Annotated in this window: 7 protein-coding genes; 6 read left to right on the top strand and 1 reads right to left on the bottom strand. The window is 61.3% G+C overall.

Annotation, left to right across the window (positions count from 1 at the left end; translation table 11 throughout):
- Window positions 1–134 precede the first annotated feature (134 nt).
- From dgcB to ACTJKS_RS10715, 6 genes are all read left to right on the top strand, one after another.
- Window positions 135–2,084, top strand: coding sequence for a dimethylglycine demethylation protein DgcB (gene dgcB / locus ACTJKS_RS10740; protein ID WP_262948165.1), 1,950 nt, complete (start codon window positions 135–137; stop codon window positions 2,082–2,084).
- The gene (gene etfA, locus ACTJKS_RS10735) at window positions 2,084–3,304 is read left to right on the top strand and encodes an electron transfer flavoprotein subunit alpha (RefSeq protein ID WP_262948166.1); all 1,221 of its coding nucleotides are present in this window, start codon (window positions 2,084–2,086) and stop codon (window positions 3,302–3,304) included. The genes dgcB and etfA overlap by 1 nt, the downstream gene beginning before the upstream one ends.
- A 15-nt stretch (window positions 3,305–3,319) precedes the next feature.
- Window positions 3,320–4,090 carry an electron transfer flavoprotein subunit beta gene (gene etfB / locus ACTJKS_RS10730; RefSeq protein WP_198759139.1) on the top strand — a complete coding sequence of 257 codons (771 nt, stop codon included), beginning with the start codon at window positions 3,320–3,322 and terminating at the stop codon, window positions 4,088–4,090.
- Between the two features lie 1,040 nt (window positions 4,091–5,130).
- A complete protein-coding gene (locus ACTJKS_RS10725) occupies window positions 5,131–8,583 on the top strand; it encodes a GMC family oxidoreductase N-terminal domain-containing protein (protein WP_262948167.1) in 3,453 nt (1,150 codons plus the stop codon).
- A gap of 208 nt (window positions 8,584–8,791) precedes the next feature.
- Window positions 8,792–10,660, top strand: a complete 1,869-nt coding sequence (locus ACTJKS_RS10720) for a hypothetical protein (RefSeq protein ID WP_262948168.1) — start codon at window positions 8,792–8,794, stop codon at window positions 10,658–10,660.
- Between the two features lie 25 nt (window positions 10,661–10,685).
- On the top strand, window positions 10,686–11,930 hold the full coding sequence (locus ACTJKS_RS10715; protein ID WP_108184029.1) for a metallophosphoesterase family protein: 1,245 nt from the start codon (window positions 10,686–10,688) through the stop codon (window positions 11,928–11,930).
- A gap of 115 nt (window positions 11,931–12,045) precedes the next feature.
- On the opposite strand, the gene gbcA is transcribed toward ACTJKS_RS10715, so the two are convergent.
- A complete protein-coding gene (gene gbcA, locus ACTJKS_RS10710; protein WP_047297065.1) occupies window positions 12,046–13,338 on the bottom strand; it encodes a glycine-betaine demethylase subunit GbcA in 1,293 nt (430 codons plus the stop codon).
- Window positions 13,339–13,598: the final 260 nt, after the last annotated feature.

The raw sequence follows: 13,598 nt of genomic DNA, 5'->3' as shown, positions 1-13,598 counted from the left end.
CAACCCTGTAGGAGCTGCCGAAGGCTGCGATCTTTTGACTTTTGTTGTTCAAAGCAAGATCAAAAGATCGCAGCCTGCGGCAGCTCCTACGCAAAGACCGTGTTTCTCCAGGCTGTACTGGTGGGAGCTTCACCATGTTGAACACCCTTCTTCCAATCCTGTTGTTCGCAGCCCTGGCCCTTGCGGTGCTGGGCGCGTTGCGGCGGGTGGCCATGTGGCGTCGGGGCCGGGCCTCGAAGGTCGATCTGATCGGCGGCCTGTTCGCCATGCCCAAGCGTTACATGGTCGACCTGCACCACGTGGTGGCGCGGGACAAATACATCGCCAACACCCACGTGGCCACGGCCGGTGGTGCGGTGGCGTCAATCGTGCTGGCGATTCTGGTGCACGGTTTCGGCCTGCATAACCGCATCCTCGGCTATGCGTTGCTGCTGATGACGGCGGTGATGTTCGTCGGGGCAATCTTCGTTTATCGGCGTCGACTCAACCCGCCGTCGCGGCTGTCGAAAGGCCCGTGGATGCGTCTGCCGAAAAGTCTGCTGGCGTTCTCGGCGTCGTTCTTTCTGGTGACCTTGCCGGTGGCCGGGATCCTCCCGGAGAACTTCGGCGGCTGGCTGCTGGCGGCGATTCTCGGGATCGGCGTTTTGTGGGGCGTGTCGGAATTGTTCTTCGGCATGACCTGGGGCGGGCCGATGAAGCACGCCTTCGCCGGCGCCCTGCACCTGGCCTGGCACCGTCGCGCCGAGCGCTTTGGCGGCGGTCGTTCCACCGGTTTGAAACCGCTGGATCTCAACGATCCATCGGCGCCACTGGGCGTGGAAAAACCCAAGGATTTCACCTGGAACCAGTTGCTCGGTTTTGACGCCTGCGTGCAGTGCGGCAAGTGCGAAGCCGCGTGCCCGGCCTTTGCTGCGGGCCAGCCGCTGAACCCGAAGAAGCTGATTCAGGATATGGTCGTCGGCCTGGCTGGCGGCACTGACGCGAAGTTTGCCGGTAGCCCTTATCCGGGCAAGCCAATCGGTGAACACAGCGGCAATCCGCATCAACCGATCGTCAACGGTCTGGTCGATGCCGAAACCCTGTGGTCGTGCACCACTTGCCGTGCCTGCGTCGAGGAATGCCCGATGATGATCGAGCACGTCGACGCCATCGTCGACATGCGCCGCCACCTGACGCTGGAAAAAGGCGCGACCCCGAACAAAGGGGCCGAAGTCCTGGAAAACCTGATCGCCACCGACAACCCCGGCGGTTTCGCCCCGGGCGGGCGGATGAACTGGGCGGCGGATCTGAACCTCAATCTGCTCAGCGAGAAGAAATCCACCGACGTGCTGTTCTGGGTCGGCGACGGTGCCTTCGACATGCGCAACCAGCGCACCTTGCGCGCGTTTGTCAAAGTGCTGAAAGCCGCGAAAATCGACTTCGCCGTGCTCGGCCTCGAAGAGCGCGACAGCGGCGACGTGGCCCGACGTCTCGGTGACGAAGCGACGTTCCAGTTGCTCGCCAAACGCAATATCCAGACCCTGGCCAAATACCGCTTCAACCGCATCGTCACCTGCGATCCGCACAGTTTCCATGTGCTGAAAAACGAGTACGGCGCGTTCGACGGCAACTACCTGGTGCAGCACCACAGCACCTACATGGCAGAAATCATTCAGGCCGGTGCGCTGAACCTCGGTCAGCACAAAGGCAACAGTGTGACCTATCACGACCCGTGCTACCTCGGTCGCTACAACGGCGAATACGAGGCGCCGCGTGAAGTGCTGCGCGCCCTCGGCATCGAGGTCAAAGAGATGCAACGTTCCGGCTTCCGCTCGCGCTGCTGCGGCGGTGGTGGCGGTGCGCCGATCACTGACATTCCGGGCAAGCAGCGGATTCCCGACATGCGCATGGACGACATACGCGAGACCGGCGCCGAGCTGGTGGCGGTGGGTTGTCCACAGTGCACGGCGATGCTCGAAGGCGTGGTCGAACCGCGTCCGCTGATCAAGGACATCGCCGAACTGGTGGCCGACGCGCTGCTTGAAGATGCCGCGCCAGACAAGCCTGCCACGCCGGCCAAACGTGAACCTGCGGAGGCCCACTGATGAGCGACATTATCCGCCGCGACCCACGCGCCGAATGGATTGCGCGTAACCGTTTGCATCCGCTGCACGCGGCGATGCAACCGGCGCAACACAGCTGGATGGGCCCCAACGGGATTATCCGCAAGAACCTGCACGGCATCGGTTTCATCGGCCCCAACGGCATCAAGCGTATCGACCGCAGCGGCGCGCAACAGGGCGGGGCGGTGAAACGCTCGGCCACGGTTGAAGTGCAACTGCCGCTGCATCAGGTACCGGCCCCGGCGTTCTACATCAGCGTGGTGCCGGACATGGTCGGCGGCCGCTTGAGCAGTCACGACCGCGACTTGCTGGGCCTGGCGCATCAACTGGCCGGCAGCGACGGCGCGGTGCTGGCGGTGGTATTCGCAGAGCACAAGGAAAACGCTTTCGCCACGGCGGGCGTTGACCGCTTGCTGGTGCTGGAAGGCGAAGAGTTCAGCGGTTATGCACCGGAGCAACGAATCCAGGGCCTGCGGGCTGTGGATAACCAGTTCAACCCGCGCCACTGGCTGCTGCCGGACAGCCGCAGCGGTGGCGGCGAACTCGGTCGGCGTTTTGCTGCTGCGCTGGGCGAACGCCCAGCCACACGGGTTTGGCAAGTCAAGGAACAGGAGTGCATCGGCCGCGCCGGTGCCGGCTTGCAGGATCTTGCCCGTCCGGTCGCTCGGCTGATTCTGGCCTCGGCCGAATGCGCCGAACCGGTCAGCGAAACCCGTCACGAAGCGCTGCCGGTGGAGTTATCCACACCAGTGGCGCGCAGCCTGTCGCGGATCGAAGATCTGGGCGCGGTGGCGGTGGACCCGGCGGCGATTCCGATGGCCGAAGCCGAGTTCATTTTCTCCGGCGGCAACGGGGTCAAGGACTGGGATCTTTTCCACAGGACCGCCGCCGCTCTCGGCGCCACCGAAGGCGCCTCGCGGGTGGCGGTGGACGACGGCTTCATGACCCGCGACCGGCAGGTCGGCGCGTCCGGTACCTGGGTCACCGCACGGGTTTATGTGGCTGTGGGTATCTCCGGGGCGATCCAGCACCTGCAGGGCATCGGTGCCTGCGACAAGGTGGTGGCGATCAACCTCGACCCGGGATGCGACATGATCAAACGCGCCGACCTGTCGGTGATCGGCGAGAGCGCGGAGATTCTTCAAGCCTTGATCGCGGCGGTAGCGGCTTACCGCAACGACGCCAAGCGCGATGCGGCTTAAGGGAAGGACACAGTTATGAACACCAATGTCATCAGCCTGGTCTCCATCGGCGCCCACCCGACCTCGGGCCGGCCACGCCGTGCCGAACAGGACGCGCGCGCCGTGGAACTGGGCCTGCAGCTGGCTGGGGATAACCTGCAAGTGCTGCACGCCGGGGACGTTGCCGAACCGGCGCTGCGCGCCTATCTGGGCATGGGACTCGCGCAGATGCACGTGCTGGAGCAACCCGCTGGCGCCGACGCCTTGCCGGCGCTGACTGCGTATCTGCGCGATGCCGGCGCCCAGGTGGTGCTGACCGGTACACAGGCGGAAACCGGCGAAGGCTCGGGCATGTTGCCGTTCCTGCTCGCCGAAGGACTGGGCTGGCCGCTGGTGGTAGGACTGGCGCAGGTCGAATCGATCAGCGACGGCTCGGCGCTGGTGCTGCAAGCCTTGCCCCGTGGGCAGCGACGGCGGTTGAAGGTGAAGCTGCCGTTTCTGGCGACTGTGGATAACGCCGCACCCAAGCCACGGCAGAGCGCCTACGGCCCGGCGCGGCGTGGTGTGCTCAATGCCGAAGATGTGGCAGTGCTGGACGATGAACTGCTGGCGGTTGCCACGCTGCAACCGGCCAAGCCACGGCCGAAACGTCTGAAGGTGATCAAGGCCAAGAGCGGGGCGGACCGGATGAAAGCGGCGACGGCCAAGGCCAGTGGCGGTGGGGGGCAAGTGCTCAAAGGCTTGACCCCGCAGGCTGGCGCCGAGGCGATCCTCAAACTGCTGATTGAAGAAGGCGTCGTGCGCTGACCCCTGTAGGAGCTGTCGAGTGAAACGAGGCTGCGATCTTTAGATCTTCAAGATCAAGATCAAAAGATCGCAGCGTGCCGCAGCTCCTACAGGATGTGGTTCGACGATTTGGTGCTGTTTACCCACAATCCCTGTTGGCGGATCTGTGGATAACGTGTTCGCCCATCCCTGTACCCCACGCCAATCAAGCCCTCCAGGCCCCAGCTCAAAAAACAACCAGCCTAAGTCACGGTTTTACCGGGCTTTTTCTCCTGAATAACTTCAAGAGTTGCCCCCAATCTCTGTTGGCGCTTCTGTGGACAAGATGTTCGCTGTCCGCTGCAAGGTATATAAACCGTGGCTTTCAGGGATTTGATCAATAAATGATCGATTAAGCGTTTCAGGCTGATAATCCCTGCGCAACGCCCGATTTCCCACAGCCCTCAGCACTTTTCCACAGCAGCCACAAAGTTACCCCCGAACTCTGTTGGCGCTTCTGTGGATAACGTGTTCGCCATCCTCTGCAGCCCATGTGAAACGTGACGTGTAGATATTTGATCAAAAAACAGTCAATCACTCCTGCAAACTATCCTTCTGGATAAGTCACGATTTTTCTTCACAAATCAGGCAGTTATTTTTCCATTCATCCACAGTTACCCCCATTTGCTGTGCATGGCTATGTGGATAACTTGTTCGCTGAACTGCACAGGCCCCGGCCGGCTTAGTCCAAACCGCAATTGATCAGATTTCATACAGTTCTAAATCGTTGCCTTGACTTCGATTCCTGCGCTGTCTTCACTGCAATGGCACAAGGACAGCCGTCACTTATCCACATCAGGTTCTGGGAGAACGCATGATGGATAGCCGCCCACACCGCCATCCCCCCACGCCCCGCAAGCGCACGTTACGTCGTGCGGCCAATCAACACGCTCGCCTGTAGCGACCTTCTGCTCTGACCGTTGTGCTGTCGCCGGGCTCGCCCCGGAGGCCAGGTGCCCGTTCGCCCATTGATTGCAGGCAACCGCAGAGTTGCCCTATCTGCCTGAGAGAGGAACACCCTCATGACACGCATCGCAACGCCCATCAGCGAGATCAAGGAACACTACGACGTCATTGTCATCGGCTCCGGTTATGGCGGCGGCATTGCTGCGTCGCGCCTGTCCCGGGCCGGCAAGCAGGTGTGCCTGCTTGAACGCGGGCGGGAAATTCAGCCCGGTGAATACCCCAACACCATGATTGCCGCGACTGAAGAGTTGCAGGTGCATGACCCGGACGGCCACATTGGCTCGCGCACCGGCCTGTTCGATCTGCACGTGAATGCCCAGCAGAATGTGGTGGTCGGTTGTGGCCTCGGCGGTACGTCGTTGATCAACGCCAACGTGGCACTGGAGCCAGAGCCCGGGGTGTTTGACGACCCGCGCTGGCCGCAAGCGGTACGCGAACACCGCGATACCTTGCTCAAGGACGGTTACGCCCGCGCCCGGGAAATGCTCAAGCCCAATCCGTACCCGAACAGCGCACCGAACCTGCCCAAGCTCGACGCCAACAAAAAGTCCGCGGACTACCTCAAGCAAGGCGCGCATTTCTACAAGCCACCGATCAACGTGACCTTCGACAAACTGCCGAACAATCTCAACCATGTCGGCGTCGAACAGTTGCCGTGCAACCAGTGTGGCGACTGCGTCTCGGGCTGTAACAACAAGGCCAAGAACACCACGCTGATGAACTATCTGCCGGATGCCTGGAACCACGGCGCGGAGATTTTCTGTCAGGCCGAAGTGCGTCATCTTGAGCGCGACGGCGATGGCTGGATCGTGCACTTCCAGTACCTCGACAGCGGTCGCGAGAAATTCGACGCACCGACGCTGTTCGTGAAAGCCGACATCGTGGTGGTGTCTGCCGGCACCCTGGGTTCCACCGAGATTCTGTTGCGTTCGCGGGACAAAGGCCTGGTGATGTCCGGTCAGCTCGGCGAGAACATGAGCGGTAACGGTGACATTCTCGGCTTCGGCCACAACTGCGAGCAGACCATCAACGGCATCGGCTTCGGCGCGCATTCGGCCAAGGAGCTGCAACCGGTTGGCCCGTGCATCACCTCGGTCATCGACATGCGCACCGAAGGTGACTGGCGCAGCCGCATGGTCATCGAGGAAGGTTCAATCCCCGGCGCGCTAGGCCGGCCAATGGTGCCGGCGATGGCCGGGTTTGCCGAGATGATCGGCAAGGCCACCGACGACAGTTTCAGTGGCAAGCTTGGCTACAAGGAGCGCGAGGCCGAAAGCTTCTTGCGCGGCCCGTATTACGGCGCGCTGCACAACATGCAGACCTACCTGATCATGAGCCACGACAGTGGCCAGGGCCGGATGCTGCTCGACAACAAGGACCAGTTGCGCATCGACTGGCCGGGCGTCGGCGAGCAGGAAAACTTCAAGCTCGGCAACGAACGGCTGTACCAGAGCACCAAGGCACTGGGTGGGGTCTGGGTCGAGAATCCGATCTGGACCCAGCTGCTCAAGCACAGCATTGTCTCGGTGCATCCGCTGGGCGGTTGCGTGATGGGTGAAGACGCGGCGCAAGGCGTGGTCAATCACAAGGGCCAGGTGTTCAGCGGCGCGGCCGGCACCGATGTCTACGCCAGTCTTTACGTGACGGACGGCGCGGTGATCCCGACCTCGCTGGCGGTCAATCCGCTGCTGACCATCTCCGCCGTGAGCGAGCGCAACATGGGCCTGCTCGCCGCTGACCGGGGTTGGCACATCGACTACACACTGCCCTCGGCACCGCGCAAACAGGTGGCCCCGCCGACCCTCGGCGTGCAGTTCACCGAGACCATGAAGGGCTATTTCTCCCGCGCTTTCACCGCCGCACAAAGCACCGATCTGAAAGTCTACGAAGCGGCAGCCAAACGCGGTGAGGCGGACAACTCGCCCATCGACTTCACCCTGACCATCACCGCCAACGACCTCAACCGGATGATCAAGGAGCCGGAGCACGCCGCGACCATCGTCGGTACGGTCAATGCCCCGGCGCTGTCGCCGCAACCGCTGACCGCCAGCAATGGCGTGTTCAACCTGTTCGAGCAATTCGAGCAGCAGGTCGACACGCGGCACATGAAATACGACATGAAACTGACCGCCGAGGACGGCACCGACTATTTCTTCAGCGCCTTCAAAACCGTGCCGGAAGACAAAGGCGTGCTGAATATCTGGCACGACACCAGCACCTTGTACGTGACGCTGTATCGCGGGTCGGACAAGTCGGGCGAGGTGATCGGCTCCGGGGTGATGCACATTCATCCGACCGATTTCGCCAAGCAGATGACCACCATGAAAGTGCTCAACGCGCGTAACGAGCGTGAGCGCATCGAAGGCCTGGCGCGCTTCGGCAAGTTCTTCGCCGGGATTCTCTGGGAGAGTTACGGCGGGGTGTTTGCCGGTGACAAATACTTCAACCCTGACGCGCCGCCACGGCTGAAGCGGCCGCTGGATGCGCCGACCCCGGCGGTGCATTTCTTCCCCACCGAGGACGGCGTCGAACTGCGTCTGACCCGTTATAAGGCCGGCAGCAAAGGCCCGGTGATGCTGGTGCATGGCTTGGGTGTCGGTTCGAATATCTTTTCCACCGACACGATCCAGACCAACCTGCTGGAGTATTTGTGCAAGCACGACTATGACGTGTGGCTGCTGGATTTCCGGGTAAGCATTCTGTTGCCGGCGAGCAAGAAGGAGTGGAATGGCGACCAGATCGCCCAGTACGACTTCAAGGCTGCCATCGCGCAGATTCAGCAAGAAACGCAGGCCAAAGACGTGCAATGCGTGGTGCATTGCTACGGCGCGACGACGTTCTTCATGTCGCTGTTGGCGGGGTTGCAAGGCGTGCGTTCGGTGGTCTGTTCGCAGATTGCCGCTGACACCGTGGTCGCCACGGCCACCGGGTTGAAGGCCGGTCTGCACCTGCCGGGGATGCTCGACGCCATCGGTATCAAATCGATGACCGCTTACGCCGACAGCAAGGAGAACTGGTTCAACCGGCTCTACGACAAGGCCCTCAACGGCTACGCGCGGATTGAGGCGCAGGGTTATTGCACCAACCCAGTGTGCCACCGCATCACCTTCATGTACGCCTCGCTGTACCGCCACGACACCCTTAACGAAACCCTGCACGACAACCTGCATGAACTGTTCGGCGAGTCGAACATCGAGACCTTCGAGCATTTGGCGCTGATCGTGCGCAAAGGGCATTTGGTGGATTTCAAGGGCAACGATGTGTACATGCCGCACTTCGAGCGGCTGACGATGCCGATCTGCTTTATCAGCGGCGCGGAGAACCAGTGTTATCTGCCGGAAAGCACCCTCAAGACCTACCAGCGCGTCTGCGCAGTCCACGGGCCGGAACGCTACAGCCGGCACGTAGTGCCAGGTTACGGCCACATCGACTGCATGTTCGGCAAGAACGCGGTGGTGGATGTGTACCCGCTCATCCTTGAACACCTGGAGAAAACGGCCCTCGGTTGAGATCGATTACTGATTTCTGTGTTGAGGAGATTCTCTGTGGCGAGGGGATTCATCCCCGATCGGCTGCGCAGCAGTCGTAAAACCTGAGCGCGCGGTGATCCTGACATGCCGCGCTGGCAGGGTTTGGGGTCGCTTCGCGACCCGTCGGGGATAAATCCCCTCACTACAAGGGACATTGCAGGTTGGTGGTCAGAAGGAAATGGATGATATGGACAGCTACATCCGCTGGTTTCAACGCTTCATCTGGCTCGGCATTGCGATGAACATGGTGTTCGCGATCCCCGCGCTGTTCGCGCCGGGGTTGCTGACATCGGTGGTCGGTCTGCCGCCGCAACTCTCCGACCCGTGGCTGGAAAACGCCGGGATGCTGCTGGTGGGCATCAGCGTGTTTTACATGCCGTCGGGCTTCAATGCGCCGCGCTATGTGGTGCATTCCTGGCTGTGCGTACTGACGCGGCTGATCGCCGTGGTGTTCTGGATTTACCTGATCAACACCAGCAGCCAAGGCTCGGTGTTCGTGCCGATGCTGCTGGGCGATCTGAGCTTTTTCCTGATCCTCGGCATTCTGCTGTACCTCGGCACCACGCCCGCGAACCGGCCATGGGCGCTGCTCTGCGATGGCTGTCGCGAGTGGCGTGCGGCCTGGGCGCGGCAATGGCAGAGCCACGCCTTCAAGGTCGGCACGCTGGTGGTTGTCGCGGTGTTGGGGTTTATCGGTTACGAGACCTGGTACCAGATGCTGCGGGTTGTGCCGGAGCAGGAATACGCGTCCGACGAAGATCACTACAAATACGCCGCGATTGGCCTGGGTATCGAAGCGCGGATCCCGTATTACCTGTTCGCCGTGCTGCCACAGATGTGCCCGGAAAAACTGCCCAAGCCCGGCGGCTGGGAGGTCTTCGGCTTTCTCTATGAGAACGGCAAGGACCTGCCGATCGGCATGGCCAAGCGGCAGATCGGTTACCCGACCGTGGAACCGAACTGCGCGCTGTGTCACACAGGATCCTATCGGGCCAATGCCAGCGACGTCGCGGTCAACGTGCCCAGTGCGCCGGCCAACACCCTGCAACTGCAGGCCTTCCAGTGGTTCGCCTACGATTGCGCCAGCGATCCGACATTCACCACCGACGCGGTGATGGCGGCGATCAACAGCAAATTCCAGCTGGGCTTTTTCGAGAAGCTCTACAACCGCTACCTGATCATCCCGATGGCGAAAAGCGCTTTGCTCAAGCAAAAGCAGGCCTACGCCTGGCAGAAGCTGCGGCCGCAACAAGGCCCGGGCCGCACCGATACCTTCAACCCGACGAAAATGGTGGTGTTCGGCTTTCCGGATGACTCGACCATCGGCACCGTCGACCTGCCGCAAGTCTGGAACCAGAAACCGCGGGAGTCGATGTACCTGCACTGGGACGGCAATAACAACAAGATCCACGAACGCAACTACGCCGCGGCAATGGCCGTGGGCGCAACGCCGGAGTCGGTGCTGCCGCCAAGCTTCAACCGGGTGACCAACTGGCTGCTCGGGCACAAGGCGCCGGCGTGGCCGTGGGCACTGGATCAGGCCAAGGTCGCCCAGGGCAAACCCATCTGGGACGCCAATTGCGCCGCGTGCCACGACTTCGGTCGCGCCGACACCGGGCAAGTGACCACCAACATCGATCAGCTCGGCACCGATCCACATCGGCTGGACTCATTCACCACCGGTCTGGTGACGGCGTTCCACACCTTCAAGAAACCGCCGTTCGACTTCGGCGCTTATCGCAAGACCCAGAGCTACAGCAACACGCCGACCGATGGCATCTGGCTGCGCGCGCCGTACCTGCACAACGGTTCGGTGCCAACCCTGTGGGACCTGCTGCAACCGCCGGAAAAACGCCCGGTGGTGTTTATCACCGGCTCCGACGTCTACGACCCGGTCAACGTCGGTTTCGTCACCACGGGTGCCCAGGCCAAAGCCTCGGCGGATTTCAAATACGACACCCGACTTGAGGGCAACCACAACAGCGGTCACCTGTATGGCACCACGCTGTCGGACGACGACAAACGTGCGTTGATCGAATTCATGAAAACCCTGTGAGCCCTTACGGATAGAGGATTACGCCATGTCAGCGGTCGGTCATCTGAAGCATGAGTACGACAAGGTAAAGGTGCGTCTGCACGGCCTGTTCACGCGAGTGGAAATGGCCTGGATGAAGCTCATCAGCGAACTGGAACCCGAGGAGTTCCAGGCCATCATCAAGTTGCTCCAGCGCGGCCACGATCAGGCGCAATACGTGCTGAAAAATGGCGAGCTGCCGGACGACGAACCGGCGGTGCCGTGGGAGTTGTCCCACGGTCTGTCGATCCTGCGCATCGGCAATGCCACGCCGTTGCCGCAATCGCCCGATCAATTGCAGACCAAGGTGCTCAAGGACGGCACGCTGCTGGGATGTCGCAAATGGGAACTGCTGGATCTGCTGTGGAGCGAGGCGCTGCTCAAGTGGATCGAAAACCTGCGCCATCACGCGACCTTCGGCACTGACCCGGCGATGGTGACCATGGATCGCGAAGTGACGCTGGCGATTGCCGGTGACTGGGGCACCGGGCCGTTCAACAGCCACGCGCCGGCGGTGTCGGTGGCCAACCAGATGCAACTGGCGAACGCTGATTTCACCATTCATTTGGGGGACGTTTATTACGCCGGCAGCCACTCCCAGGAAGACACCGACATGGCGGGCTGGCCGATGGGCACCCACGGCTCGTTCACCCTCAATTCCAACCACGAGATGTACAGCGGCGCCCACGGTTACTTCAAGGAACTGGCCGCGCGTTTTCCGGGGCAGCAGGGCACCAGCTACTTTGCCCTGATCAACGACGACTGGCTGATTGTCGGGCTGGACACCGCGTACGCTTCGGATGTCATGAACCTGTACATGGACGGCACCCTGAACAAACCGCAGATCGAGTGGATGAAGGGCTTGCCGAAACGCAAGAAACTCATGGTGCTCAGCCACCATCAGGGCTTCGACATCACCGGGCACCACAAGACCGCGCTGTATCAACCGGTGTGCGATGCGCTGGGGCGCGAGCCTGATTACTGGTATTGGGGGCATCTGCACAACGGCATCGTTTACGCCGCCCAGGGCGGACTGCATGCGCGTTGTGCCGGCCACGGAGCCATTCCCTATGGCACCACCAGCGAGCTGAACGGCCATTCGCGGGTGCTGTTTTCGGAGACGCAGGACGCGAACGATCCGGACTATCCGCTGCGGGTGCTGAATGGGTACGCGAAAATCCGGCTGGTGGGGGAGGAGATTTTTGAGGAGTTTATTGGGGAGGATGGCAGTTTGAGGTGGTCATCGAAGTGATGCGATGACAGTGATGACGCTATCGCTGGCAAGCCAGCTCCCACAGGTTTTGCGGTGTACACGGTATCTGTAAACACCATCGACCACTGTGGGAGCTGGCTTGCCAGCGATGCTTTTAGCCCTGAACAGGCACGCCTTTGAGGTACGGCGCCGGCTCGGCCCCGAGGTTGTTCAGCATCCGCTCGCTGTACCAGTCCACGAAGTTGACCACGCCAAACTCATAGGTCTTCGAGTACGGCCCCGGCTGATAAGCCGTGGAGTTGATCCCGCGCTGGTTTTCTTCGGCCAGACGCCGGTCCTGGTCGTTGGTCGCATCCCACACCTGGCGCATGCGTTCGACGTCGTAATCCACGCCTTCGACGGCGTCCTTGTGCACCAGCCATTTGGTGGTGACCATGGTTTCCTGGGCGCTGATCGGCCACACGGTAAACACAATGATGTGGTCGCCCATGCAGTGGTTCCACGAGTGTGGCAGGTGCAGGATGCGCATGGAACCGAGGTCCGGATTCTTGATCCGGCCCATCAGCTTGGCGCAGCCCTGTTTGCCGTCCAGGGTCATCGACACGGTGCCCTTGAGCAGCGGCATGCGCACGATGCGGTTGCGCAGGCCGAAACTGGCGTGGGCGTAAGGGATTTTCTCGGCTTCCCAGGCAGCAGCAGACGCGGCAACGTGATCCTTGAACGCCTGATCGGCGCGCGGGTCGGTCACGTCGTCCCATTCCAGCAGGGTTTTCAGCAATTCAGGGTGCGAGCCGCCGCAGTGGTAGCACTCGCGGTTGTTTTCCAGCACCAGTTTCCAGTTGGCCTTTTCCATCAAGGTGGTTTGCACCGCCACCTTGGTGTTCTCCATGTCGTACGGTTCCATGTAGTGGTTCAGCGTCGACAGGAAGTCATCGATGGCCGGCGGATTTTCCGCCAGGCTGATGAAGATGTAGCCGCCGGCCGTCTTCACATTCACCGGTTTGAGGCCGTACTGCTTCATGTCGAAGTCGGCGCCCATCTCGGTGCCGGCGAACAGCAGACGACCGTCCAGCTCGTAGGTCCACTGGTGGTAGTGGCAGACCAGTTTGGCAACCTTGCCCTTGTCGCTGGTGCACAGGCGCGAGCCTCGGTGGCGACAGACGTTGTGGAACGCATGCACCACACCCTCGGCGCCACGAATGACGATGATCGGGTTCTTGCCGATCTGCAGGGTGATGTAGTTGCCCTTGGCCGGGATCTCGCAGGTCATGCCGGCGATCAACCATTCCTTCTGGAAGATTTCCTGCATGTCGATATCGAACAGGCGTTCATCGTTATAGAACGGCTGCGGCAGCGAAAAAGTACGTTCGCGCTCCTGCAGCATCTGTGCGGTGGCCTTGCGTGCGGGTTCCAGCGGGTCGCCCAGGCTGATTTTTGCGGTGTCCATCAATGTGATCCTCAAGGCCATCTGCGTGGCCGGCGAAAGTGGCTGATCAGGGTTGCTACGCAAGGTGTAAAGAATTCGTCTTGGTGTGTGGCGAGTGTGGGGCCGGCGCTGCCCGGAACCTTATCCATGGGCGACATGGTGCAATCTGTTCCCGACGCGCAACCCCCGGTGGTTGGGGGCTGGTCGCGATAAGTATGCCGATGTCGCGGATAGGTAAACGGGCGGTTCACGCTATACGCAGAATCGCCACATGAAGGCCG

This window comes from Pseudomonas sp. 22189, from assembly GCF_052045635.1.
GTDB classification, from domain to species: Bacteria; Pseudomonadota; Gammaproteobacteria; order Pseudomonadales; family Pseudomonadaceae; genus Aquipseudomonas; species Aquipseudomonas parakoreensis.
Note: the sequence above shows the minus strand (reverse complement) of the source record. Positions and strands in the feature narration are given on the sequence as shown.